The organism is Streptomyces sp. NPDC003027, assembly GCF_053591435.1.
In genome coordinates this window covers 225,740-249,228 of sequence record NZ_JBSFTU010000003.1, presented here as the reverse complement: position 1 = coordinate 249,228, position 23,489 = coordinate 225,740, and the positions used below count along the sequence as shown (strand labels likewise).

Here is a 23,489-nt window from a genome sequence, read left to right as displayed (position 1 = left end):
TGTGCGCTGCCATGCTCCTCGGCACACGCCCGTGGCCCGCCCGTCCCCCGAGGGGAGCACACCGTGTCCGACCCCGTCGTCGTCCTCGACGATCTGCGCAGCGAGAGCGAAGAAGTCGACCGGCTCGTCAGACGGTTGAGCGACGAGCGGTGGGCGGCTCCCACCCCCGCCGCGGGCTGGACCGTCGCCCACCAGATCGCCCACCTCGCCTGGACCGACAGGGCCGCGCTGCTCGCCGTCACCGACCCGGGCGCCTTCGCCGCCGAGGCCGAGAACGCCCTCGCCGCGCCTGACCGCTTCGTCGACGACGGCGCGGCGGAGGGCGCCGCGCTCCCGCCCGCCGTGCTTCTCGACCGCTGGCGCGACGGGCGCGAGCGGCTCCAGCGCGCCCTGCGCGAGGCCCCGCCCGGCGCCCGCTTCCCCTGGTACGGGCCGCCCATGAGCGCGGCCTCCATGGGGACCGCCCGGCTCATGGAGACCTGGGCGCACGGGCAGGACGTCGCCGACACCCTCGGCGTCGTGCGCGCACCGACCGCCCACCTGCGCCACGTGGCCTGGATCGGCGTCCGGGCCCGCGACTACGCCTATCTCGTACGGGGGATCCAGCCGCCGACCGAGCCGTTCCGGGTCGAGCTCGTCGCTCCCGGCGGCGAGGAGTGGGCCTACGGCCCGCCCGGCGCCGCACAGCGGATCACCGGGCCCGCCCTCGACTTCTGCCTCCTCGTCACCCAGCGCGTCCACCGCGACGACACCGCGCTCACCGCCGAAGGCGAGGACGCCGAGCGGTGGCTCTCCATCGCCCAGGCCTTCGCCGGCCCGGCCGGCCCCGGCCGCCCTCGCGCAGCCACGGACCGCGAATCCCCCGCACCCGGCCCCACACCCGCCGCCTCCGACCACGAATCCCCCGCACCCTCAGCCTCCGGCCCCACACCCGCCGCCTCCGGCCGCCAACCCGCAGCCACCGACCGCGAATCCCCCGCGCCCGGCCCCACCGCCAAGGGGGCCTGATGGTCCTCCGTATCGGCAACGCCTCCGGCTTCTACGGCGACCGCTTCGACGCCGTCCGCGAGATGCTCACCGGCGGCGAACTCGACGTCCTCACCGGCGACTACCTCGCCGAACTGACCATGCTCATCCTCGGTCGGGACCGCCTCAAGGACCCGGCCGCCGGGTACGCCAAGACCTTCCTGCGCCAGATGGAGGAGGGTCTCGGCCTCGCCCACGAACGCGGAGTCCGCGTCGTCACCAACGCGGGCGGCCTCAACCCCGCAGGGCTCGCCGACGCCCTGCGCGCCCTCGCCGAACGGCTCGGCGTCCCCGCCCGGATCGCCCATGTCGAGGGCGACCGACTCCCCGCCCCCGACGGCGTACTGACGGCGAACGCCTACCTCGGCGGCGCCGGGATCGCCGCCTGTCTGGACGCCGGAGCCGACATCGTCGTCACCGGCCGCGTCACCGACGCCGCCCTCGTCACCGGGCCCGCGCAGTGGCGGTTCGGATGGGGGCCGGAACAGTACGACGAGCTCGCCGGCGCGGTCGTCGCCGGGCACGTCCTGGAGTGCGGTACCCAGGCCACCGGCGGCAACTACGCCTTCTTCACCGGCCACGACGTACGCCGTCCCGGCTTCCCCGTCGCCGAGATCCACCCCGACGGCACCTGTGTCATCACCAAGCACCCCGGCACCGGCGGCGTCGTCGACATCGGTACCGTCACCGCCCAGCTCCTCTACGAGACGGCCGGCGCCCGCTACGCCGGACCTGACGTGACCGCCCGGCTCGACACCGTACGGCTCACCCGCCAGGGCCCGGACCGGGTCAGGATCGACGGCGTACGCGGCGAGGCCCCGCCGCCCACCCTCAAGGCCGGGCTCATCCGGCTGGGCGGCTTCCGCAACGAGGTCGTCTTCGTCCTCACCGGCCTGGACATCGACGCCAAGGACCAGCTCGTACGGGACCAGATCGAGGACGCCCTCGACCGGGCCGGGTCGCGCCCCGCCGACCTCCGCTGGGAGCCGGCCCGCACCGACCGCGCCGACGCCGACACCGAGGAGACCGCGAGCGCGCTGCTCCGGCTCGTCGTACGCGACCCCGCCCCGGAGCCGGTCGGCCGCGCCCTCACCGCCGCCGCCGTCGAACTGGCCCTCGCCTCCTACCCCGGCTTCCACGTCACCGCCCCGCCCGGCAAGGGCGCGCCGTACGGAGTCTTCGAAACCGCCCACGTGCCCGCCGCCGACGTGCCGCACGTGGCCGTCCTCCCCGACGGGACCCGCCGCACCCTCCCCGTACCCGCACAGACGCGAGCGCTCGAGCCGCTGCCCGCACCGCCGCTGCCCGAGCCGCTGCCGCCCGGCCCGGTCCGGCGTGCCCCGCTCGGGCTGGTCGCCGGGGCCCGCAGCGGCGACAAGGGCGGCGACGCGAACGTCGGCGTGTGGGTCCGGACCGACGCGGCCTGGCGATGGCTCGCCCACACCCTCACCGTGGAGCGGTTCCGGCGGCTCCTGCCGGAGACCGCCGCCCTGCCCGTCGTACGGCACGACCTGCCCGGACTGCGGGCGGTGAACTTCGTCGTCACCGGACTCCTCGGCGAGGGCGTCGCCTCCCAGGCACGCTTCGACCCCCAGGCCAAAGCCCTCGGTGAATGGCTCCGCTCCCGGCACCTGGACATCCCGGAGGAACTGCTGTGACCGTCCTCGCCTCCGCCCTCGACACGGACGGGCCCGACTACGCCGCCCACCGCGCCGCCATGCTCGACAAGCTGGCCGCCCTCGACGCCGAGCACGCCAAGGCGCTCGCGGGCGGCGGGGAGAAGTACGTCGAACGGCACCGCCGGCGCGGCAAGATGCTCGCCCGCGAGCGGATCGAGCTGCTGCTCGACCCCGACACCCCCTTCCTCGAACTGTCGCCGCTCGCCGCCTGGGGCAGCGACTACCCGGTGGGCGCGTCGATCGTCACCGGCATCGGCGTGGTCGAGGGCGTCGAGTGCCTGATCACGGCCAACGACCCGACCGTCCGGGGCGGCGCCTCCAACCCGTGGACGCTGAGGAAGGCCCTGCGCGCCAACGAGATCGCGTACGCCAACCGGCTGCCGGTCGTCTCGCTCGTCGAGTCCGGCGGCGCCGACCTGCCCTCGCAGAAGGAGATCTTCATCCCGGGCGGGGCGCTCTTCCGTGACCTCACCCGGCTGTCCGCCGCCGGTATCCCCACGATCGCGGTCGTCTTCGGCAACTCGACGGCCGGCGGGGCGTACGTCCCCGGCATGTCCGACCACACCGTGATGATCAAGGAGCGGTCGAAGGTCTTCCTCGGCGGCCCGCCGCTGGTGAAGATGGCGACGGGGGAGGAGAGCGACGACGAGTCGCTCGGCGGCGCCGAGATGCACGCCCGTACCTCCGGGCTCGCCGACCACTACGCCGTCGACGAGGCGGACGCGCTGCGCCAGGCGCGGCGGATCGTCGCCCGCCTCAACCACCGCAAGGCGCACCCCGATCCGGCCGGACTCGCGGAGCCCCCGAAGTACGCCGAGGACGAGCTGCTCGGGATCGTGCCGGGCGACCTGAAGACCCCGTTCGACCCGCGCGAGGTGATTGCCCGGGTCGTGGACGGCTCGGACTTCGACGAGTTCAAGCCGCTGTACGGGCCGAGTCTGGTGACCGGCTGGGCGGCCCTGCACGGCTATCCGGTCGGCATCCTCGCCAACGCGCGGGGGGTGCTGTTCTCCGCCGAGTCGCAGAAGGCGGCGCAGTTCATCCAGCTCGCCAACCAGCGGGACATCCCGCTGGTCTTCCTGCACAACACCACCGGTTACATGGTCGGCAGGGAGTACGAGCAGGGCGGCATCATCAAGCACGGCGCGATGATGATCAACGCGGTGGCGAACAGCCGCGTGCCGCACCTCTCCGTCCTCATGGGCGCCTCGTACGGCGCCGGGCACTACGGCATGTGCGGCCGCGCCTACGACCCGCGCTTCCTCTTCGCCTGGCCGAGCGCCAAGTCGGCCGTCATGGGCCCGCAGCAGCTCGCCGGCGTGCTGTCGATCGTGGCGCGGGCCTCGGCCGCCGCCAAGGGGCAGCCGTACGACGACAAGGCTGCCGAGGCGGACGCCGCGCTGCGCGCGATGGTCGAGGCGCAGATCGAGTCGGAGTCGCTGCCGATGTTCCTGTCGGGGCGGCTGTACGACGACGGCGTGATCGACCCCCGCGACACCCGCACGGTCCTCGGGCTGTGCCTGTCCGCCATCCACACGGCACCGGTCGAGGGCGCGCGCGGCGGCTTCGGCGTCTTCCGAATGTGAGGCCACTTCGATGATTTCGACTGTGCTGGTCGCGAACCGGGGCGAGATCGCCTGCCGGGTGTTCCGTACGTGCCGGGAGCTCGGCATCGGGACGGTCGCGGTGTACTCGGACGCGGACGCCGCTGCGCTGCACGTACGGGAGGCCGACGCGGCGGTACGGCTGCCGGGCGCCGCGCCCGCCGAGACGTATCTGCGCGGTGACCTGGTGGTGAAGGCGGCGCTGGCGGCCGGGGCGGACGCGGTCCACCCCGGGTACGGCTTCCTGTCGGAGAACGCGGGGTTCGCGCGGGCGGTCGAGGACGCGGGCCTGGTGTGGATCGGGCCGCCTCCGGCCGCGATCGAGGCGATGGCGTCGAAGACCCGGGCGAAGGAGCTCATGGGGGTCGCCCCGCTGGGGGAGGTCACGGAGGCGGACCTGCCGGTCCTGGTGAAGGCGGCGGCGGGTGGCGGCGGCCGGGGCATGCGGGTCGTCCGTGACCTGGCCGCGCTCCCCGGGGAGCTGGCGGCGGCCTCGGCGGAGGCGGCGAGCGCGTTCGGCGACGGCGAGGTGTTCGTCGAGCCGTACGTCGAGAACGGCCGCCATGTCGAGGTGCAGATCATGGCCGACGCGTACGGGACGGTGTGGGCGCTGGGGACGCGCGACTGCTCGCTCCAGCGCCGCCACCAGAAGGTGATCGAGGAGGCCCCGGCGCCGGACCTGCCGGCGGGTCTCGTCGACTCCCTGTACGAGCGGTCCGTGGCGGTGGCGAAGGCCGTCGGCTATACGGGGGCGGGCACGGTCGAGTTCCTGGTCGCGGACGGCCGGGCGCACTTCCTGGAGATGAACACCCGCCTCCAGGTCGAACACCCGGTGACCGAGGCGGTCTTCGGCGTCGACCTGGTCGCCCTGCAGCTGGCGGTGGCGGAAGGCACGCCGCTGCCCGCCGAGCCCCCCGCGGCCCGGGGCCACGCGATCGAGGCCCGCCTCTACGCGGAGGACCCGTCCCGGGGCTGGACCCCGCAGACGGGCCGCCTGCACACGCTGGAGTTCCCGGACGGCGGGCCGGGTCTGCGTGTCGACACGGGGTACGTCTCCGGTGACACCGTCGGCGTCCACTACGACCCGATGATCGCCAAGGTCGTCGTCCACGCGCCCACCCGCGCCGAGGCCGTCCGCAGGCTCGCGCACACCCTCGCCCGGGCCCGGGTGCACGGGCCCGTCACCAACCGGGACCTGCTCGTCGCCTCCCTGCGGCACGGGGAGTTCGCTGATCCGGGGCGGGTGGACACCGGCTTCTACGAGCGGAACCTGGCCGGTCTGACCCTCCCCGCGACCGGGGAGGCGTACGCCGCCGTCGCCGCCGCGCTCGCCGAGGCGGCGGCGCGGACGGGCCGCTTCGGCGGCGGGTGGCGCAATGTGCGCTCGCAGGACCAGAGCCGGGCCTACGGGGAGCACGAGGTCCGCTACCGGCCCGCCCGGGACGGCGGCTACACCGTCACCGCGCCCGAGGGGGTCCGTGCCGTCGGCGTCACACCGCACCGCGTCCGGCTCGAAGTCGAGGGAGTCGTACGGGACTTCGACGTCGCCCGGTACGGCGACACGGTCCATGTCGGCGCCCACCGGCTGACCGCGCGCCCCCGCTTCCCCGACCCCCGCGACCAGGCCGCTCCCGGCTCGCTGCTCGCGCCGATGCCCGGCACCGTCGTCCGGGTCGCGGACGGCCTCGCGGTCGGCGACGCGGTCACCGCCGGGCAGCCGCTCCTCTGGCTGGAGGCCATGAAGATGGAGCACCGCGTCACCGCTCCCGCCTCCGGCCGGCTCACCGCGCTCCACGCCGCCCCCGGCCGCCAGGTCGAGGTCGGCGCCCTGCTCGCCGTCGTACAGGCCGACGCACCGGCCGACGCCCCGGGCGGCCCAACAGCCGACGCCCCGGCCGACGCACAGCGCCATGCGCAGACCCGCGCCCCGGCCGACGCACCCACCGACGCACAGGAGGAACAGTCCGCATGAGCACCCTCATCGAGTCTCCGGAACACACCGCCCTGCGTGCCGCCGTCTCCGCCCTCGGCCACCGCCACGGCCGCGACTTCGACCGGGCCGCCCTCTGGGCCGAGGCCGGGAAGCTCGGCTACCTCGGGGTGAACCTGCCCGAGGAGTACGGCGGCGGGGGCGGCGGCATCGCCGAACTCTCCATCGTCCTGGAGGAGGCGGGCGCGGCCGGCGCGCCCCTGCTGATGATGATCGTCTCGCCGGCGATCTGCGGCACCGTCATCGCCCGGTTCGGCACCGAGGGGCAGAAGCGGGAGTGGCTGCCGGGCCTCGCCGACGGCACCCGCACCATGGCCTTCGGCATCACCGAGCCCGACGCGGGATCCAACTCGCACCGCATCACCACCACTGCCACCAGGACCGAGGACGGTTGGGTCCTCAACGGCCGCAAGGTCTTCGTCTCCGGCGTCGACATCGCCGACGCCACCCTCATCGTCGGCCGCACCTCCGACGCCCGCACCGGCAGCCTCAAGCCGTGCCTCTTCATCGTCCCGCGCGACGCCCCCGGCTTCGGGCGCCAGGTCATCGACATGGAACTCGCCGCCCAGGAGAAGCAGTTCGAGCTGACCCTGGACGACGTCCGCCTCCCGGCGGACGCCCTGGTCGGTGACGAGGACGCCGGGCTCCTCCAGCTCTTCGCCGGCCTCAACCCCGAGCGGATCATGACCGCGGCGTTCGCCATCGGCATGGGACGCTACGCCCTCGCCCGGGCGGTGGCCTACGCCAGGGAGCGCCAGGTCTGGAAGAGCCCGATCGGCGCCCACCAGGCCATCGCCCACCCGCTCGCCCAGGCCCACATCGAGCTCGAACTCGCGAAGCTGATGATGCTGAAGGCCGCCCATCTCTACGACGCAGGCGACGACGCCGGCGCGGGCGAGGCCGCCAACATGGCGAAGTACGCGGCCGGCGAGGCGTGTGTGAAGGCCGTCGACCAGTCCGTCCACACGCTCGGCGGCAACGGCCTCACCCGCGAGTTCGGCCTGGCCCGGCTCGTCACCGCCTCCCGCGTCGCCCGGATCGCGCCCGTCAGCCGGGAGATGATCCTGAACTACGTGTCCCACCAGTCCCTGGGTCTCCCCAAGTCGTACTGACCCGCGGGATTCTGGCGACCACCTTTCACCTCTCCAGGGGGCACGCATGGTGTTTCACAGCGAGTACGCGGATGTCCGGGCCGTCTCCCTGCCCATCCACGACGCCGTCCTCGGCGGGGCGGCCGAGCGCGGCGACACCCCGGCCCTGATCGACGGGGCCGGGGAGCTCACCCTCACGTACGCGCAGGTCGACGCGTTCCACCGGCGGGTCGCCGCCGGGCTGGCCGAGGCCGGAGTCCGCAAGGGCGACGTCCTCGCCCTGCACAGCCCCAACACCGTCCTGTTCCCGATCGCGTTCTACGCCGCCACCCGGGCCGGGGCCTCGGTCACCACCGTCCATCCGCTCGCCACGCCGGAGGAGTTCGCCAAGCAGCTCCGCGACTCCTCCGCCCGCTGGATCGTCACCGTCTCCCCGCTGCTCGCGGTGGCGCGCCGGGCCGCCGAACTCGCCGGCGGCGTCGAGGAGATCCTCGTCTGCGACGAGGCGGCCGAGGGCCACCGGTCGCTGCGGTCGATGCTCGCCACCACCGCTCCCGAGCCGGCCCCCGCCATCGACCCCGACGAGGACGTCGCCGCCCTCCCGTACTCCTCCGGCACCACCGGCGTCCCCAAGGGCGTGATGCTCACCCACACCTCCATCGCCACCAACCTCGCCCAGCTCGAACCCTTCGTCCCGATGGGTCCCGGCGACCGCATCCTGGCCGTGCTGCCGTTCTTCCACATCTACGGCCTCACCGCCCTGATGAACGCCCCGCTGCGGCAGGGCGCCACCGTCGTCGTGCTGCCCCGCTTCGAGCTCGACCAGTTCCTCGCCGCCATCGAGAAGCACCGCGTCAACGGCCTGTACGTGGCGCCGCCGATCGTCCTCGCCCTCGCCAAGCACCCGGCGGTCGCCGACCACGACCTGTCCTCGCTGGAGTACATCGTCAGCGCCGCCGCCCCGCTCGACGCCTCCCTCGCCGAGGCGTGCTCGGCCCGGCTGAAGCTGCCGCCGGTGCGGCAGGCGTACGGCATGACCGAGCTGTCCCCGGGCACGCACGTCGTCCCCCTCGACGCCGTGGACCCTCCGCTCGGCGCGGTCGGCAAGCTCCTCCCGAGCACCGAGATGCGGATCCTGTCCCTCGACGACCCGGAGAAGGACGCCGCGCCGGGCGCGGACGGCGAGGTCGCCATCCGGGGGCCGCAGGTCATGAAGGGGTACCTGGGCCGCCCCGACGCGACCGCCGCCATGATCGACGCCGACGGGTGGCTGCGCACCGGCGACATCGGCCGGGTCGACGAGAACGGCTGGCTGTTCGTCGTCGACCGGGTCAAGGAGCTGATCAAGTACAAGGGCTTCCAGGTCGCCCCGGCCGAGCTGGAGGCGTTGCTGCTCACCCACGAGGGGGTGGCGGACGCGGCGGTGATCGGCGTGTACGACGAGGACGGCAACGAGGTGCCCAAGGCGTACGTCGTCCGGCAGCCGCACGCGAGCGGTCTGTCGGCCGAGGACATCATCGGCTTCGTGGCCGGGCAGGTTGCTCCGTACAAGAAGATCCGGCGGGTGGAGTTCGTCGACGGGGTGCCGAGGGCCGCGTCGGGGAAGATCCTGCGCCGCGAGTTGAGGGAGCGAGAAGGCTCATGACCCTGGTCTCCGTCGCCGAGGAACGCGGCATCACCACCCTGACCCTGGACTCCCCGGGGAATCGCAACGCGCTCTCGGCGGCCCTGGTCGCCGAGCTCGCCGAGGCGCTGAAGGCGTGCGGCAAGGATCCGGCTGTACGGGCGGTGGTGCTGACCCACGCCGGTGCCACCTTCAGCGCGGGCGCGGACCTGAAGGCGCCGCCCAGTCCGTACACCTTCGTGGCGCTGCTGCGGCAGATCGTGGAGCTGCCGAAACCGGTGGTGGGGGCGGTGCGCGGCCATGTACGGGCGGGGGGTCTGGGCCTGCTGGGCGCCTGCGACATGGTGGTGGCGTCCCCGGAGGCGGACTTCGCCCTGACGGAGGTACGGATCGGGGTGGCCCCGGCCGTGATCTCGCTGACGCTGCTGCCGAGGCTGGAGCCGCGCGCGGCGGCGCGGTACTACCTGACGGGCGAGCGTTTCGGCACGGACGAAGCGGTACGGATCGGTCTCGTCACGGCGGGGGAGGAGCGGCTGGAGGCGATCCTGGACGGGCTGCGCAGGGGCTCGCCGCAGGGCCTGGCGGAGTCCAAGCGCCTGGTCACGGCTAAAGTCCTGGAGACCTTCGAACAGCACGCGGAGGAGCTGGTGCGGCGCTCGGCGTCGCTGTTCGCCTCCGCCGAGGCGCGCGAAGGGATGACGGCCTTTCTCGAACGACGGGAACCCGAATGGGCGTTGTGACCGCTCCCAAGCAGGACCGCAGCCGGGCCACCCGGCAGCGGCTCCTGGAAGCGGCGGTGTCCTGCCTGGCCGAACACGGCTGGGCGGGCTCCACCGTCTCCGTCGTGGCCGAACGCGCGGGGGTCTCGCGCGGCGCGGCCCAGCACCACTTCCCGACCCGGGAGGACCTCTTCACGGCGGCCGTCGAGTACGTCGCCGAGGAACGCTCCCAGGCCCTGCGCACCCTCGCGGCCCGCGACCGCCGCGAGGTCGTCGCCGCGCTCGTCGACCTCTACACGGGCCCGCTGTTCCGCGCCGCGCTCCACCTGTGGGTCGCGGCCTCCGACGAGGACCAGCTGCGCGCCCGCGTCACGGACCTGGAGGCCCGCGTCGGCCGCGAGTCGCACCGCATCGCCGTGGAGCTCCTGCGCGCCGACGAGTCCGTCCCCGGCGTCCGCGAAACGGTCCAGGGCCTCCTCGACATGGCCCGCGGCCTGGGCCTCGCGACGCTCCTGACGGACGACCGGGCGAGACGGGAACGGGTGGTGGCGCAGTGGGCGACCCTTTTGGATGAAGCGCTGGGCTGAAACGTCTCTGCATACTCCAGGTATGCATCGCGGCGGTACGCTTTTCACATGGCCGAGACGACGCGCATCACGGTGACGATCCCGACGGAGCATGTGGAGGCGATGAAGAAGCTGACGGACAACGTGTCCGCGTATGTGGCGGAGGCGGTGGCCCGGCACATCAGGCGCGAGCTGATCGGTGAAGAACTGCGGCTCTACGAAGAGGAGCACGGGGAGTTCACCGAGGAGGAGCTGGAGGCCGCGCGTCGCGAGATCGACGCCGCGCTCAGGCCTCGTACCTCCGACTCCGGCTTCGGGTCCGACGCCGACTCCATGAACACCGAGGCGAGGGCGGCGTGAGCGACATCAACACGGTTGTCCTGGACTCCGGAGGGCTGTCCGCCTGGATCGCCAGGGACCGGAAGGCCGAGGCCAGGATCCAGGTCTTTTACGAGAGGGGCGCGGACCACATCATCAGCGCCAACACCGTCGTCGCGGTCATGCACGACAAGGTGAACCTGTCCCGCCTCGACTGGCTCCTCTCCCGCGTCAAGGTCGAACCCGTCACCGAACAGTCCGCCCGGGCGGCGGCCAAGCTGCTCAAGAACACCGGCCTGCACGGCCACAAGTACGCCATCGACGCCACCGTCGCCGAGATGGCGCTGCGCCAGCCCGGCCCGGTCGTGATGCTCACCTCGGACGTGGACGACATGTCCCGCCTGTGCGGCGACAAGGTACGGCTCCTGCCCCTGTGACCGCTGCCACCTCCGTGCCGCCCGCCCCGCAGTACGCTGGGCACATGCTCGCGCTCGTACGCCGCCGTCACGTGGACTTCCTCCGTGTCGCCGGCATGGGCTGTCGGTCCGCGCCCTGACCCCCGACGCCCCCTCCCGGTGACCGGCGGCCACCCCGCCCCCCGGGCCCCGTACACGACCCCGCGGACGCACCATGTCGTACTACTCCCAGCTCCCCATCGTCGACCTCGCCGCCGCCCACCGCGGCCCCCAGGCCCGGAGGCTGCTCCACGCCCAGCTGCACTCCGCCGCCCACGACGTCGGCTTCTTCCAGCTCGTCGGGCACGGCGTCACCGAGGCCGACACCCGGGCGCTCACCTCCGCCATGCGGGCCTTCTTCGCGCTGCCGGAGGCCGACCGGCTCTCCATTGACACCACGCTCTCGCCGCATTTCCGCGGCTACACCCGCGTCGGCGACGAACGCACCGGCGGCACCCGCGACTGGCGCGATCAGCTCGACATCGGAGCCGAGCGCCCCGCGCACGTCCCCGCCCCCGGCGAAGCCCCCTACTGGTGGCTCCAGGGCCCCAACCAGTGGCCCGCCGCGCTCCCCGAACTGCGCCTCGCCGCCCTCAACTGGGTCGAGCGGCTCAGCGGCGTGGCCGAGCGGCTGCTGCACGAACTGCTCGCCTCCATCGGCGCCCCCGCCGACTTCTACGACGACATCTTCGGCCCCCGCGCCCACCCGCACCTCAAGCTGGTGCGCTACCCCGGCAGCAGCGGCGACGGCGACGACCAGGGCGTCGGCGCCCACAAGGACTACGGCTTCCTCACCCTGCTCCTCCAGGACCACGTCGGCGGGCTCCAGGTCGAGCGGGAGGACGGCGTCTTCCACGACGTACCGCCGCTGCCCGGCGCGTTCGTCGTCAACCTCGGCGAACTCCTCGAAGTGGCCACGAACGGCTACCTCCGCGCCACCCACCACCGGGTCGTCTCCCCGCCCGGCGCGACGGAACGCTTCTCCGTCCCGTTCTTCTACAACCCGCGGCTCGACGCCCGGATCGCCCCGCTGCCCTTCCCGTACGCGCCGTACGCGCCCGGCGTGACGGCCGACCCGGCGAACCCCCTGTTCGCCGAGTACGGCCGCAACGAGCTCAAGGGCAAGCTGCGGGCCCACCCCCTGGCGGCGGCCCGCCACCACGCGGACCTGCTGCGCGACGAGAGCCGGTGGGCTCAGCCCACGATGTCGGCGTAGCCCTCGATGTCCCGCGGGTCGCGCTGGCCCGGGCCGATGTAGCGCGCCGACGGGCGCACCAGGCGGCCCGTGCGCTTCTGCTCCAGGATGTGCGCCGACCAGCCCGCCGTACGGGCACAGGTGAACATCGAGGTGAACATGTGCGCCGGGACCTCGGCGAAGTCGAGCACGATCGCCGCCCAGAACTCCACGTTCGTCGCCAGGACCCGGTCCGGGCGCCGGTTGTGCAGCTCTTCCAGGGCCGCCTTCTCCAGCGCCTCCGCGACCTCGAAGCGCGGCGCGGCCAGCTCCTTGGCCGTACGGCGCAGGACGCGGGCGCGCGGGTCCTCGGCGCGGTAGACGCGGTGGCCGAAGCCCATCAGCCGCTCGCCCTTGTCCAGGGCCTGCTTGACGTACGCCGTGGCGTCGCCGGTCTTCTCGATCTCCTCGATCATGCCGAGGACGCGGGACGGGGCGCCGCCGTGCAGCGGCCCGGACATGGCGCCCACCGCGCCGGACAGCGCGGCGGCCACGTCCGCGCCCGTCGAGGCGATCACGCGCGCGGTGAAGGTGGAGGCGTTCATGCCGTGCTCGGCGGCCGACGTCCAGTACGCGTCGACGGCCTTGACGTGCTTGGGGTCCGGCTCGCCGCGCCAGCGGATCATGAACCGCTCGACCACCGACTGGGCCTTGTCGATCTCGCTCTGCGGCACCATCGGCAGGCCCTGCCCGCGCGCCGACTGGGCGACGTACGACAGCGCCATGACGGCTGCCCGGGCGAGGTCGTCGCGGGCCTGCTCGGCATCGATGTCGAGGAGCGGTTTGAGGCCCCACACCGGCGCGAGCATGGCGAGCGCGGACTGCACGTCCACGCGGATGTCGCCGGAGTGCACGGGGATCGGGAACGGCTCGGCCGGCGGCAGACCGGGATTGAACGCCCCGTCGACCAGCAGGCCCCAGACGTTGCCGAACGAGACGTGACCGACCAGATCCTCGATGTCGACGCCGCGGTACCGAAGAGCGCCGCCTTCCTTGTCAGGTTCGGCGATCTCCGTTTCGAACGCGACGACTCCCTCGAGTCCGGGTACGAAGTCGGACATCAGGCGGCTCCTCTATCGATGATCAATCATCCGGTGGGACGGCATGGCGGGAAGTAACAGTCATCCAGCCGAAGAGTCTGTACGGTTCCGATGATGCGGGGAAGCGTGACATCCGGCACACTCCGCCGATCCGGCGAGGGAGGATTAACGGCCCGCGGTGCCGGGCAAACTCCGCCGCTACGGCAGGATGAACCCGTGACCGACGCTCTCGATCCCGCCGACATGCGCGAGCAGTACCGGACTCCGCGGTTGTCCGTGGCCGACCTCGCCCCCGAACCGATCGAACAGTTCGCGCGCTGGTTCAAGGAGACCGCCACCAACCCGGCGATCCACGAGCCGAACGCGATGGTCGTCTCGACCGCCACCCCCGACGGCCGCCCGTCCGTCCGGACCGTGCTGCTCAAGCACTTCGACGAGGCCGGCTTCGTCTTCTACACCAACTACGGCTCCCGCAAGGGCGGCGAGCTGGCCGCCAACCCGAACGTCGCGCTGCTCTTCCCCTGGCACCCGCTGGCCCGCCAGGTCATCGTCACGGGCCGGGCGGCCCGCACCGGCCGCGACGAGACGGTGGCGTACTTCCGCACCCGCCCGCACGGCTCGCAGCTCGGGGCGTGGGCCAGCCACCAGTCGTCGGTGATCGAGTCGCGCGAGGAACTCCTGGTGCGGTACGCGGAGTTGGCCGCGCGCTACCCGGAGCACGAGGAGGTCCCGGTGCCGCCGGAGTGGGGCGGCTTCCGGGTGTTCCCGGAGACGGTCGAGTTCTGGCAGGGCCACGAGAACCGCCTGCACGACCGGCTGCGGTACGTCAGGACCGGCGAGGGCTGGCGGGTGGAGCGCCTGTCACCCTGAGGCCGCTGTGAGGCCGGGGGCGGCCCTGAGAACGCGGACGACCCGTGGGCCTTGGTCCCGTCCGCTCGAGTTCGGACGAGAGCCGGCCGGACTTACCGGCGGCCCACGGGTCGGGTGACTGCTTGGGTTTCGGCAGCTGACCTGCCGAGGCACAGAGTGCGACGGCAGGCGTTAGCCCGCAGTCACCTCACGAGTCCGAAAAGAAACCATTTTTTCGGATCACCTCCTTTCGCGTGTACCCACACCCTAGGAACCCCGTGGCGCGCGCTCAAGTGTTTTTTCCGGGGCTGTTTTCTCCGGGCTGTTTCTCCGGGGCGAAGATTTCCGCGAAGGGGGTGTGTCCTGCGTCACGTTCCAGTTGAATTGGGTCGGGGCGTGCGGGTAGCACGCGCTTACACCGTCCTGCCAGGGGGTCCGGGATGAGTGCTTCCACGAGCGAGACCGCGGAACGGGCGGCCGACGGGCACGGGCCCGGGTCGGATCTGCTGGCCGCGCTGCTCGACGGGATGGACGCGGCGCTCTGCGCCTTCGATGCCGACGGCACCGTCACGCACTGGAACCGCGAGGCCGAGCGGATCCTCGGCTGGTCGGCCGAGGAGGCCGTCGGGCGCCGCGGATTGGCGGGATGGGCGGCCAGGAGCGCGGACGCGGCGGAGGCGCTCGGGCGGCTGATGGGGGCGATGGGCGCTCCGGGCCGGCAGGTGCACGAGTTCGCGCTGCTGCGCAAGGACGGCGGCCGGGTGCTCGTACGGACCCAGTCGGCGGGCGTGCGCGGACCGGACGGAACACCGGCCGGGGTGTACTGCGCCTTCAGCGAGGTGCACGCGCAGATCGACCTGGAGCGGTCGATCGCGCTGAGCGAGGCGCTGTTCGACGACGCGCCCTGGGGTGTCGTCGTCGTCGACGTCGATCTGCGGCCGGCCGTCGTCAACGCGCACGCGGCGCGGGCGATGGGCGTCGGCCCCAGGGCCCCGCTCGGCCGGCCGCTCGGGGAGCTGGTCGGCCAGGGCGTGGAGGAGTTGGAGGGAGCGCTCCAGCACGTGCTGGCGGAGGGGGCGCCGCGGGCGGCGGCCGATGTGTGGGTGACGCTGCGGACGGCGGCGGGCGAGCGGAGGTGCTGGCGCAGCGGGTTCGTGCGGCTGGCGTCGCCGCTGGCGGAGGAGCCTGTGCCGCTGGGCGTGGGATGGCTGTTCCAGGACGTGACGGAGGAGCGGCTGGCGGAGCAGGAGGCGGACCGCTTGCGCTTCCGGTACAGCCAGTTGCACCGGGCGGGCGCGGCGGCGGCGGAGTGCGAGGACCCGATGGAGGCGGCGACCGTGCTGCTGGACTTCGCCCTGGCCGGTTTCGCCGACCACGCGCTGATCGACGCGGCGGCGGGGGAGCGGCGCCTGACCCGCGCGGCGGCGACCCCGGAGGGCGCCCCGGGCCCGGTCGCCGCGGTCGCGGGCGGCGGCATCCCGCTCCGCTACCCCTCCGGCCACCCCGCCCTCCAGGCCCTCTCCCGTACGGGCCCGGTCCGCGCCTCGGCGACGGCGTCCCGGCAGCCCGCGCATGAGTGGGCCGCCGAACGCCACTGGCCGCGCGACGCCGTCCACGCCCTGTGCATGCCCCTGCGCAGCCGGGGCCGCACGGTGGGCGTGGCGACCTTCCTCCGCTCGGCCTCCCGCCCGCCGTTCGAGCGCCCGGACGCGGTGTACGCGGAGACGGTGGCGGTCCGCGTGGCAGCGTCCCTGGACCTGGCGGGCGGGCCGGACGGGGCGGACGCGGCCCCGGTCGCGGACTGAGCCCCCACCCGGAGACCGCCGTCCCGGACGCGGCTCCCCGCCCCGCCCCCGGCCGCCCCGCCTACGGGTTTCAGTGCCGGTAGAAGATCCGGTCGCGGTACTCCGTCATCACGCGGCCGTTCCACTCGTGCCCGCCGTCGACGTTCCCCGACCGCAGCAGCGGCGGCTCGATGCCCAGGCGGACCAGCTCCTCGGCGGCCGCGGCCATCGTGGCCTGCATCAGGGCGCTCGTGACGACCGTCGAGGCCGGGGCGAAGGGCGCCTCGATGGACTCGTGGGTGAGTTCGGCGTCGCCGACGGCGATCTTGGAGTCGAGGACGATGTCGCAGTGGTCCTTCAGATACGTGCCCGAGACGTGCCGGGACTTCGTCTCGGTCGCGTACGCCACCGACGTCACACCGATCACGGTGAGGCCGAGCGCCCGCGCGTTCATCGCCATCTCGACGGGCAGGGCGTTGCGCCCGGAGAGGGAGATGATGATCAGGACGTCGCCCGACGTGGCGGGGGAGGAGTCGAGGACCGCGCCCGCCAGACCGTCGACCCGTTCCAGGGCCGAGCCGAGGGTGGCCGGCATGACGTCGACGCCGACGACCCCGGGCACGGTGAGCAGGTTCATCAGGGCCAGTCCGCCCGCCCGGTAGACGACGTCCTGGGCGGCGAGCGAGGAGTGTCCGGCGCCGAAGGCGAAGAGGCGGCCGCCCGCGGCGACGGCCTCGGCGATGGCGGTGCCGGCCGCGGCGATGTCCTCGGCGTCCTCGTCCCGGACACGCCGCAGCAGGCCGATCGCGGCGTCGAAGAACTGCCCGGCCAGCTTGCTCTCGCGGCTGCCTTCGCGCGCGCTGTCGCCCATTCCCGAAGCTCCTTGTCGTCGTGTCGCGGATCACGTTGCGGTCTGGACCATTGCGCTGTCAATACCGCCTTGCCTCGGCGCGACCCGGTTGTCGTCGCGATGCGTCAGAATTGGGTCAGGGCCAGCGCACGACTCATCGAGGGGCACGTATGTCCGGACTGATCGACACAACGGAGATGTATCTCCGCACCATCCTCGAGCTGGAGGAGGAAGGTGTGGTCCCTATGCGCGCCCGGATCGCCGAGCGGCTCGACCAGAGCGGCCCGACGGTGAGCCAGACGGTGGCCCGTATGGAGCGCGACGGCCTGGTGGCCGTGGCGAGCGACCGCCATCTGGAACTCACGGACGAGGGTCGCCGTCTGGCCACCCGCGTCATGCGCAAGCACCGCCTCGCCGAGTGCCTGCTCGTCGACGTGATCGGCCTGGAGTGGGAGCAGGTCCACGCGGAGGCGTGCCGCTGGGAGCACGTGATGAGCGAGGCCGTGGAGCGGCGCGTCCTGGAGCTGCTGCGGCACCCGACGGAGTCGCCGTACGGCAACCCGATCCCGGGTCTGGAGGAGCTGGGCGAGAAGGCGGAGGCGGAGTCCTTCCTGGACGACTCGATGGTCTCGCTGGCCGATCTGGACGCGGGCCGGGAGGGCAAGACGGTGATCGTCCGCCGGATCGGCGAGCCGATCCAGACGGACGCCCAGCTGATGTACACGCTGCGGCGGGCGGGCGTGCAGCCCGGCTCCGTGGTGAGCGTGACGGAGTCGGCGGGCGGTGTCCTGGTCGGCAGCAGCGGCGAGGCGGCCGAGCTGGACGCGGACGTCGCGGCGCACGTCTTCGTCGCCAAGCGCTGAGCCCCACCCCCCATCGCCCCCACCGCCCCCGGAACCTGTCGGCCCGATTTACGTCGGAATCACCACGGCCGGACTCTCGCCGTGCCACGCTGGGGTCAGCCGTGCGAGGCCGGGAGGGGTGTGCGATGCGGGCGTCGGGGGCGGTGCGACAGAAGACAGAGGGCCCCGGCGCCCATGGGCGCCGGGGCCTGTCCTCCCCTGTGCTGACCCGGAGCCCCGAGCTCTCAGGGTCATTCCCCTCGGACCGTTTTCCCCGAGCGGTCCGCCTCCCGCTGAAGATCTCCCCCCGGCAGCGCGCGTCAACCCTTGAAGCCCGTCACTCGAACGAGGGGTGTTACGCGGCAGAACCCAATTTTCGAATACAGGTTCGATAGTCTGGCGGGGCTCGACACGCTCGATGGGAAAGAGGGGGTGCCAGGGAACATGGTGCGACGTCTGGACGTCACCGGAGCCGCCGGCGTACGCCTGGCTGCCTGGGAGTTCACGAACGAGCGGGCGCGGGGGGAGCGGCGCGAGCAGGCACCGCGCGCCCCCGAGCCCGGGGTATTACTGCTCCACGGCCTGATGGGACGCGCCTCCCACTGGGCCCCGACCGCCCGCTGGCTGGCGGACCGTCACCGCACGGTCGCCCTCGACCAGCGCGGCCACGGCCTCAGCGACAAGCCCCCGGCCGGCCCCTTCACAAGGGAGGCGTACGTCGCCGACGCGGCCGCCGCCGTCGAACAGCTGGGCCTCGGGCCCGTCACGCTCATCGGCCACTCCATGGGCGCCCTCACCGCCTGGCAGCTCGCCGCCGAACGCCCGGACCTCGTCCACGCCCTGGTCATCTGCGACATGCGGGCCTCGGCCCTCGGCGCGGCCACCCAGCGGGAGTGGCAGGACTGGTTCCGCCGCTGGCCGGTGCCCTTCGCCTCGCTCGCGGACGTCCGCACCTGGTTCGCCCAGGACGATCCCTGGGTCGAGCGGCCCAACCCCGCCCGAGGCGAGTTCTTCGCCGAGGTGATGACCGAACGCCCCGACGGCTGGTACCCGGTCTTCGACCCGGCCCAGATGCTGACCTCCCGCGAGACCTGGGTCCACGACGCCCACTGGGAGTCGCTCGCCCAGGTCCGCTGCCCGACCCTCGTCGTGCGCGGCCTGGACGGCGAACTGGGCCGCGCGGAGGCCCAGGAGATGGTCCGCGTCCTCCCCCACGGCGCCTACGCCGAGATCCCGGACGCCGGCCACCTCCTCCACTACGACCACCCGGAAGCCTGGCGCGAGGCCATCGAGCCGTTCCTGAACGGCGTCCTGACGTCCTGACGGCCGCTCACCTTCGTGGCGCCGATACGATGATCGTTCCCAACGGCAAGCGGTCCCTAGGTCGGTCTGTGTCGGAACTCTCCCGTCGAGCGATCCTGCGCACAGCCGGAGTCGGGGCTGTCGCCGTCGCCGGCACCACTACGCTGACGTACGCGACCGAACAGGACCTGCGCGACGGGCGCGTCGACCCTGCTCGGTACACCGCTGCGTCTCCTCAGGGGCGGCGCGGGACACGGCAAGTTCCCGGAGTGCCCGCGCCGCGCTGGACCGCGGGACCGACCGGCTCAGCAGTCGTCCCGCCGGACCTGCCCGAGCACCGGGACTACCCCCGCATCCTCGCCGTCTTCAAGGACGCGACGATCCCGCGAGGCCGCAGCAGACGAACGGCCCGGGACGCATCCGGCATCTTGCGGGCGCTCGATACCCCATGGCACTGTCATGCACGGCTCAAACAGGGCGCGCGACTGCCCGGGGGTGATGAGCCGCACGTCCCCATATGCCCGTTCGCGGCCTGACCACCCGCGGCCGGGAGCCGACCGGAGACCCCGGACGGCGACACCCGCACGACCCGGATTGCCCGTAACCCGGACAACGAAAGGTCTGGTTCATCACATGAGATCCCCTGCGCGACACCTTCGCGTGCTCATCCCCGCCGCCGCTCTGGCCGCCGGACTGCTCGCCACCACCGCTCCCGCGCACGGCGCGGACCGTCCCGACGTCCGCCTGGCCCCCGCCGCCACCGCCGTCGCCGACGGCTGGATCGTGGTCCTGAAGGACACCCACAAGGCATCCGTACGGCCGACCGCCGAGGCCCTCACCAGCGCGTTCGACGGCAAACTCACTCACGTGTACGGGTCCTCGGTGCGCGGCTTCGCGGCGAAGATGTCCGCCGCCCAGGCCCACCGCCTTGCCGCCGATCCCCGGGTCGACTACGTCGAGCAGGACGCCACGGTCCGCATCAACGCCACTCAGTCCAATGCCACCTGGGGTCTGGATCGCATCGACCAGCGCCAGTTGCCGCTCGACGGCTCGTACACCTACAACACCACCGCCTCCGGCGTCCGCGTCTACGTCATCGACACCGGCGTACGCGTCAGCCACAGCGAGTTCGGCGGCCGGGCCAGCATCGGCACCGACACCATCGGCGACGGCCAGAACGGCAACGACTGCAACGGCCACGGCACCCACGTCGCCGGAACCACCGCCGGTTCGACGTACGGCGTCGCCAAGGCCGCCCAGGTCGTCGGCGTCCGCGTCCTCGACTGCAACGGATCGGGGACCTGGTCCGGCGTCATCGCCGGCGTCGACTGGGTCACCGCCAACGCCGTCAAGCCGGCCGTGGCCAACATGAGCCTCGGCGGCGGAGCCAGCTCCTCCCTCGACGCGGCCGTACAGAACTCCATCGCCTCCGGCGTGACGTACGCCGTGGCAGCGGGCAATGGCAACCAGGGCGGCAAGGCCCAGGACGCCTGCAACTACTCCCCCGCCCGCGTCCCCCAGGCCCTCACTATCGGCGCCACCGACAAGACCGACACCAAGGCGTCCTGGTCCAACTACGGAACCTGCCTGGACCTCTTCGCCCCCGGCGTCGGCATCACCGCCGCCTGGAACACCGGCGACACCGCCACCAACACCATCAGCGGCACCTCCATGGCCACCCCGCACGTCGCCGGCGCGGCCGCCCTCTACCTGGCCGCCCACCCCTCGGCCACCCCGGCCCAGGTCGGCGACGCCATGACGGCCAACGCCACCACCGGCGTCGTCAAGAGCGCCGGCAGCGGCTCCCCGAACAGGCTCCTGTACTCCCTGTTCTGACCCGGACCGGTGCACAGCCGCGGCCGCCCGGCGCTCAACGCCGGGCGGCCGTTCGCGCTGGGAAAATGGCCGAGCGAGCCCGCAACGAGCAGCCCCAACCCTGAGATCATGACGCCATGGAACATGCGCGGCAGATGGTCAGTTCCGGCTCGCCACTTGAGCCCGAGATCGGATTCTCCCGAGCTGTCCGCAAGGGGAAGCACGTCGCGGTCGCCGGCACCGCACCCATCGGCGACGACGGGGGGACGGTGGGGCGAGGCGACGTCCACGCCCAGACGGTGAGGTGCCTGGACATCGCGGAAGCCGCGCTGAAGGTAGCCGGGGCGTCGCTGGAGGATGTCGTGCGAACCCGCGTCATGCTCACGGACGTGACGCGATGGAAGGAAGCCGCGAGGGCGCACGGCGAGCGGTTCGCATCCGTGCGCCCGGCGTGCACCTTTGTCGAGGTCTCACGTTTCATCGACCCCGACTGGCTCGTCGAGCTGGAGCTCGACGCCATCCTCGACTGATCAACAGCGCCAGAAGCTGACGTCCCCGCCGGCGCCGCTCACCACACCGAGCAGACGCTGCGTACGGTCGGGCCGCGCCCGGCGGGGGAGCGTGAAGAGTACTTCTCCGGCTGCCGACGCCAGCCCGTCACCCAGGGCCCCGTCCCGGGGTGGGGGAAGCGGGCCACGTTGATGTGCTTCCCCACGCCCTGGATGTCGGCGACGTTGAAGGCGATCGTGGCGGCCGGTCTCCCCTCGGTCGACTGCCAGCGGTAGATCAGGTGGCGCCGGGTGGGGTCGATCGTCGCCGACACCCGGTACACCCCTGTCCGCGGCTTGTGGATGGCGGTCGTGGCCGGGCTGGAGGCGTCGGCCGAACCGTTCGCGACGTACGGGATACGGGCGATGGCCGTGGCCCATTCGGTGCTGCTCGGCAGAGCGTCGGTCCACAGGTGGATGACGAACGGCGTCCTGGCGCCCTGGCGACAATCAGGGCGCCAGGGCGTACTCCTTTGCTGACCTATGGTCCGGGTACGTACCCGGACCCGGACCCGGACACATCCTGGAGGAACGCGGACCAGGCGGTGGGGGAGACGGTGAAGGGGGGCAGGGTGGTGTCTTTGGAGTCACGGACGTGGACGGTGTGGGGGCAGGTGGCGATTTCGACGCAGTTGCCACCCTGCTCGCTGCTGTAGGAGGACTTCGTCCAGGTGACGGCGACCTCGATGCAGGCCCCGCCCTGTTCGCTGCTGTAGCTGCTCTTGAACCAGTTGAGGTCGGTGCTCATAGCTCTCGTGCCACCTGTTCGATCAGTCGTACGGACTCCTCCGGCGTGAGGGCCTGCGCTCGCAAGGCGCTGTAGCGGGCGAAGACGTCACCCACGTCCGGCTGTTCGCTGAGAAAGTACCTGCCGCCCTGTCCTTCGACATAGACGATTTGGCTCTTGCGCTCCTCAGTCTCCAACAGGATGAAGGGCCCGCTGAGTCCTGCGTGAGTCTCCCGGCCTTCCGGCATCACCTGGATCGTGACGTTGCGCAGCTCCGCGCACTCGCACACGTACAGAAGGCACTTCCGCAGTACATCCGAACCGCCGAGCGGTTTGCTCAGCGCGGCCATCTCCAGGACGAACGTGACCAGCGGCGTGGGCTTACGGAAGAACACCTGCTGCCGCTTCAGCCGGGCCGCGACACCGGCCTCTATGTCGTCGTCGTCCAAGGCTGGGACGGCGCAATTGAAGACGGCACGGGCGTACTCCTCCGTCTGGAGCAGACCCGGGATGAGGTGGGTCTCGTACCAGTGGATGCCCGCCGCCTTCTGCTCCTCCTCCAGGTAGTCCTCGAACCACGCCGCCACCCCGCTCGCCGTCACCTCCTCCGCGACCTCCAGTAGTGCACCTTGTGCACCCAACAGCTTGTCCACGGTCTCTACGAAACGCCCTCGCGGTCGACGCTCACCGCGCTCGATCATCGCCACCTGGGACTTGGAGTATCCGGTCTCCTTGCCCACCAGCTCCTGCGACACCTTCGCTCGCTCCCGGTGGAAGCGAAGGAGCCTGCCGAAGGCCTTCGCGGCCCCCGGGCTCCCCGTGTTCACGTTGTTCACAGACCGCCTCCCCTAGTGCACAGTCCGCCACAAACAGCCTGTGGCGCTGGTCACAGTAGAGCGGTACCGGAAAGCTGGCCGCATGAATTCGCGCAAGTCACTTGACAGCGTGCCCTCTTGGGTGCCCGCCACCGGTCATGCCCTCCGTCACGCGGGCGTGCACTTCGATGCCGTACGGATCGGGGGGTTCCTCGGTGAGGACGTGGCGTACCGGCTCATGGAGTTCACGGATTTCCAGGCCGGGCCGATCGTGCGTCAGCTGACGGGGGAGCGGAACTCGTACTTCCTGCTGCCCCCGAAGACCGCCGCCGCGTACGCCTGGCCGGCCCCCGCGCGGGCGCTGAGCAGGGAGGGGCGGAGTGCGGCCTTCGTCGGCATCCCCGCGCTCGACGGCCTGACCTGGCCCCTGGACTGGCGCTCCCGGCCCACGGTGGAAGACCCCTTCGTGGAACCGGACTTGTTGCACAAGATGGTCATCGATGCGGTACGGTGACCGCGACATCACGCTCCGTGAGAAAAGGAGCGGTCCCCGGGGGTGCGCCAACACCGTCCGAGGACCTTCACTTCGAGTGCTGCTTCGGAGGCACCCA

Annotated in this window: 23 protein-coding genes; 18 read left to right on the top strand and 5 right to left on the bottom strand. The window is 72.4% G+C overall.

What is annotated here, in order from left to right; all coding sequences use genetic code 11:
- Positions 1-63 precede the first annotated feature (63 nt).
- From ACWDX6_RS04445 to ACWDX6_RS04395, 11 genes are all read left to right on the top strand, one after another.
- Positions 64-1,008, top strand: a complete 945-nt coding sequence (locus tag ACWDX6_RS04445; protein ID WP_451483426.1) for a TIGR03084 family metal-binding protein — start codon at positions 64-66, stop codon at positions 1,006-1,008.
- A complete protein-coding gene (locus tag ACWDX6_RS04440; protein WP_451483425.1) occupies positions 1,008-2,684 on the top strand; it encodes an acyclic terpene utilization AtuA family protein in 1,677 nt (558 codons plus the stop codon). Before ACWDX6_RS04445 ends, ACWDX6_RS04440 begins: the two co-directional genes overlap by 1 nt.
- A complete protein-coding gene (locus ACWDX6_RS04435; RefSeq protein ID WP_451483424.1) occupies positions 2,681-4,291 on the top strand; it encodes an acyl-CoA carboxylase subunit beta in 1,611 nt (536 codons plus the stop codon). The genes ACWDX6_RS04440 and ACWDX6_RS04435 overlap by 4 nt, the downstream gene beginning before the upstream one ends.
- 10 nt (positions 4,292-4,301) lie before the next feature.
- On the top strand, positions 4,302-6,281 hold the full coding sequence (locus ACWDX6_RS04430; RefSeq protein ID WP_451483423.1) for an ATP-binding protein: 1,980 nt from the start codon (positions 4,302-4,304) through the stop codon (positions 6,279-6,281).
- Positions 6,278-7,411 (top strand): acyl-CoA dehydrogenase family protein, encoded by a 1,134-nt coding sequence (locus ACWDX6_RS04425; RefSeq protein WP_451483422.1) that lies wholly within the window; start codon positions 6,278-6,280, stop codon positions 7,409-7,411. The genes ACWDX6_RS04430 and ACWDX6_RS04425 overlap by 4 nt, the downstream gene beginning before the upstream one ends.
- A 46-nt stretch (positions 7,412-7,457) precedes the next feature.
- Positions 7,458-9,035, top strand: a complete 1,578-nt coding sequence (locus ACWDX6_RS04420; protein WP_451483421.1) for a 4-coumarate--CoA ligase family protein — start codon at positions 7,458-7,460, stop codon at positions 9,033-9,035.
- On the top strand, positions 9,032-9,754 hold the full coding sequence (locus ACWDX6_RS04415; protein ID WP_451483420.1) for an enoyl-CoA hydratase family protein: 723 nt from the start codon (positions 9,032-9,034) through the stop codon (positions 9,752-9,754). Before ACWDX6_RS04420 ends, ACWDX6_RS04415 begins: the two co-directional genes overlap by 4 nt.
- A complete protein-coding gene (locus tag ACWDX6_RS04410; RefSeq protein ID WP_451483419.1) occupies positions 9,742-10,320 on the top strand; it encodes a TetR/AcrR family transcriptional regulator in 579 nt (192 codons plus the stop codon). Before ACWDX6_RS04415 ends, ACWDX6_RS04410 begins: the two co-directional genes overlap by 13 nt.
- A gap of 48 nt (positions 10,321-10,368) precedes the next feature.
- Positions 10,369-10,659: a hypothetical protein gene (locus tag ACWDX6_RS04405; RefSeq protein WP_451483418.1), complete on the top strand. Its 291-nt coding sequence runs from the start codon at positions 10,369-10,371 to the stop codon at positions 10,657-10,659.
- On the top strand, positions 10,656-11,054 hold the full coding sequence (locus ACWDX6_RS04400; protein WP_451483417.1) for a DNA-binding protein: 399 nt from the start codon (positions 10,656-10,658) through the stop codon (positions 11,052-11,054). Before ACWDX6_RS04405 ends, ACWDX6_RS04400 begins: the two co-directional genes overlap by 4 nt.
- Before the next feature lie 193 nt (positions 11,055-11,247).
- Positions 11,248-12,288, top strand: coding sequence for an isopenicillin N synthase family dioxygenase (locus ACWDX6_RS04395; RefSeq protein ID WP_451483416.1), 1,041 nt, complete (start codon positions 11,248-11,250; stop codon positions 12,286-12,288).
- Here the strand turns inward: ACWDX6_RS04395 and ACWDX6_RS04390 are convergent.
- Entirely contained in the window at positions 12,267-13,367 is a 1,101-nt protein-coding gene (locus ACWDX6_RS04390; RefSeq protein ID WP_451483415.1) for a citrate synthase 2, read from the bottom strand. The two genes, ACWDX6_RS04395 and ACWDX6_RS04390, sit on opposite strands and share 22 nt — an antisense overlap.
- A 222-nt stretch (positions 13,368-13,589) precedes the next feature.
- Between ACWDX6_RS04390 and pdxH the strand changes: the two genes are divergently transcribed.
- Complete coding sequence (gene pdxH / locus ACWDX6_RS04385) at positions 13,590-14,216, top strand: pyridoxamine 5'-phosphate oxidase (RefSeq protein WP_451483504.1); 627 nt, start codon at positions 13,590-13,592, stop codon at positions 14,214-14,216.
- A gap of 419 nt (positions 14,217-14,635) precedes the next feature.
- Entirely contained in the window at positions 14,636-16,000 is a 1,365-nt protein-coding gene (locus ACWDX6_RS04380) for a PAS domain-containing protein (RefSeq protein WP_451483414.1), read from the top strand.
- 70 nt (positions 16,001-16,070) lie between these two features.
- On the opposite strand, the gene ACWDX6_RS04375 is transcribed toward ACWDX6_RS04380, so the two are convergent.
- On the bottom strand, positions 16,071-16,850 hold the full coding sequence (locus ACWDX6_RS04375; protein WP_451483413.1) for an SIS domain-containing protein: 780 nt from the start codon (positions 16,848-16,850) through the stop codon (positions 16,071-16,073).
- A gap of 149 nt (positions 16,851-16,999) precedes the next feature.
- On the opposite strand from ACWDX6_RS04375, the gene ACWDX6_RS04370 reads away from it, so the two are divergent.
- The 4 genes from ACWDX6_RS04370 (at position 17,000) to ACWDX6_RS04355 (ending at position 21,318) form a co-directional block, all read left to right on the top strand.
- On the top strand, positions 17,000-17,692 hold the full coding sequence (locus ACWDX6_RS04370; protein WP_451483412.1) for a metal-dependent transcriptional regulator: 693 nt from the start codon (positions 17,000-17,002) through the stop codon (positions 17,690-17,692).
- A gap of 423 nt (positions 17,693-18,115) precedes the next feature.
- Positions 18,116-18,994, top strand: a complete 879-nt coding sequence (locus tag ACWDX6_RS04365) for an alpha/beta fold hydrolase (protein WP_451483411.1) — start codon at positions 18,116-18,118, stop codon at positions 18,992-18,994.
- A 612-nt stretch (positions 18,995-19,606) separates the two neighbouring features.
- Positions 19,607-20,809, top strand: coding sequence for a S8 family peptidase (locus ACWDX6_RS04360; protein ID WP_451483410.1), 1,203 nt, complete (start codon positions 19,607-19,609; stop codon positions 20,807-20,809).
- 116 nt (positions 20,810-20,925) lie between these two features.
- On the top strand, positions 20,926-21,318 hold the full coding sequence (locus ACWDX6_RS04355) for a RidA family protein (protein ID WP_451483409.1): 393 nt from the start codon (positions 20,926-20,928) through the stop codon (positions 21,316-21,318).
- 38 nt (positions 21,319-21,356) lie between these two features.
- On the opposite strand, the gene ACWDX6_RS04350 is transcribed toward ACWDX6_RS04355, so the two are convergent.
- From ACWDX6_RS04350 to ACWDX6_RS04340, 3 genes are all read right to left on the bottom strand, one after another.
- Positions 21,357-21,611 carry a hypothetical protein gene (locus ACWDX6_RS04350; protein WP_451483408.1) on the bottom strand — a complete coding sequence of 85 codons (255 nt, stop codon included), beginning with the start codon at positions 21,609-21,611 and terminating at the stop codon, positions 21,357-21,359.
- A 206-nt stretch (positions 21,612-21,817) separates the two neighbouring features.
- On the bottom strand, positions 21,818-22,084 hold the full coding sequence (locus ACWDX6_RS04345) for a DUF397 domain-containing protein (RefSeq protein ID WP_451483407.1): 267 nt from the start codon (positions 22,082-22,084) through the stop codon (positions 21,818-21,820).
- Positions 22,081-22,899 carry a helix-turn-helix domain-containing protein gene (locus ACWDX6_RS04340; RefSeq protein ID WP_451483406.1) on the bottom strand — a complete coding sequence of 273 codons (819 nt, stop codon included), beginning with the start codon at positions 22,897-22,899 and terminating at the stop codon, positions 22,081-22,083. Before ACWDX6_RS04340 ends, ACWDX6_RS04345 begins: the two co-directional genes overlap by 4 nt.
- Before the next feature lie 109 nt (positions 22,900-23,008).
- Between ACWDX6_RS04340 and ACWDX6_RS04335 the strand changes: the two genes are divergently transcribed.
- Positions 23,009-23,392, top strand: a complete 384-nt coding sequence (locus ACWDX6_RS04335; protein WP_451483405.1) for a hypothetical protein — start codon at positions 23,009-23,011, stop codon at positions 23,390-23,392.
- Positions 23,393-23,489: the final 97 nt, after the last annotated feature.

What these genes read in the sequence shown, in the direction of transcription:
- ACWDX6_RS04440 (WP_451483425.1), top strand. Translation starts at nt 1,008, where the DNA reads ATGGTCCTCCGTATCGGCAACGCCTCCGGCTTCTACGGCGACCGCTTC.
- ACWDX6_RS04430 (WP_451483423.1), top strand. Translation starts at nt 4,302, where the DNA reads ATGATTTCGACTGTGCTGGTCGCGAACCGGGGCGAGATCGCCTGCCGG.
- ACWDX6_RS04425 (WP_451483422.1), top strand. Translation starts at nt 6,278, where the DNA reads ATGAGCACCCTCATCGAGTCTCCGGAACACACCGCCCTGCGTGCCGCC.
- ACWDX6_RS04420 (WP_451483421.1), top strand. Translation starts at nt 7,458, where the DNA reads ATGGTGTTTCACAGCGAGTACGCGGATGTCCGGGCCGTCTCCCTGCCC.
- ACWDX6_RS04415 (WP_451483420.1), top strand. Translation starts at nt 9,032, where the DNA reads ATGACCCTGGTCTCCGTCGCCGAGGAACGCGGCATCACCACCCTGACC.
- ACWDX6_RS04410 (WP_451483419.1), top strand. Translation starts at nt 9,742, where the DNA reads ATGGGCGTTGTGACCGCTCCCAAGCAGGACCGCAGCCGGGCCACCCGG.
- ACWDX6_RS04405 (WP_451483418.1), top strand. Translation starts at nt 10,369, where the DNA reads ATGGCCGAGACGACGCGCATCACGGTGACGATCCCGACGGAGCATGTG.
- ACWDX6_RS04395 (WP_451483416.1), top strand. Translation starts at nt 11,248, where the DNA reads ATGTCGTACTACTCCCAGCTCCCCATCGTCGACCTCGCCGCCGCCCAC.
- ACWDX6_RS04390 (WP_451483415.1), bottom strand. Translation starts at nt 13,367, where the DNA reads ATGTCCGACTTCGTACCCGGACTCGAGGGAGTCGTCGCGTTCGAAACG.
- pdxH (WP_451483504.1), top strand. Translation starts at nt 13,590, where the DNA reads ATGCGCGAGCAGTACCGGACTCCGCGGTTGTCCGTGGCCGACCTCGCC.
- ACWDX6_RS04380 (WP_451483414.1), top strand. Translation starts at nt 14,636, where the DNA reads ATGAGTGCTTCCACGAGCGAGACCGCGGAACGGGCGGCCGACGGGCAC.
- ACWDX6_RS04375 (WP_451483413.1), bottom strand. Translation starts at nt 16,850, where the DNA reads ATGGGCGACAGCGCGCGCGAAGGCAGCCGCGAGAGCAAGCTGGCCGGG.
- ACWDX6_RS04370 (WP_451483412.1), top strand. Translation starts at nt 17,000, where the DNA reads ATGTCCGGACTGATCGACACAACGGAGATGTATCTCCGCACCATCCTC.
- ACWDX6_RS04365 (WP_451483411.1), top strand. Translation starts at nt 18,116, where the DNA reads ATGGTGCGACGTCTGGACGTCACCGGAGCCGCCGGCGTACGCCTGGCT.
- ACWDX6_RS04360 (WP_451483410.1), top strand. Translation starts at nt 19,607, where the DNA reads ATGAGATCCCCTGCGCGACACCTTCGCGTGCTCATCCCCGCCGCCGCT.
- ACWDX6_RS04355 (WP_451483409.1), top strand. Translation starts at nt 20,926, where the DNA reads ATGGAACATGCGCGGCAGATGGTCAGTTCCGGCTCGCCACTTGAGCCC.
- ACWDX6_RS04345 (WP_451483407.1), bottom strand. Translation starts at nt 22,084, where the DNA reads ATGAGCACCGACCTCAACTGGTTCAAGAGCAGCTACAGCAGCGAACAG.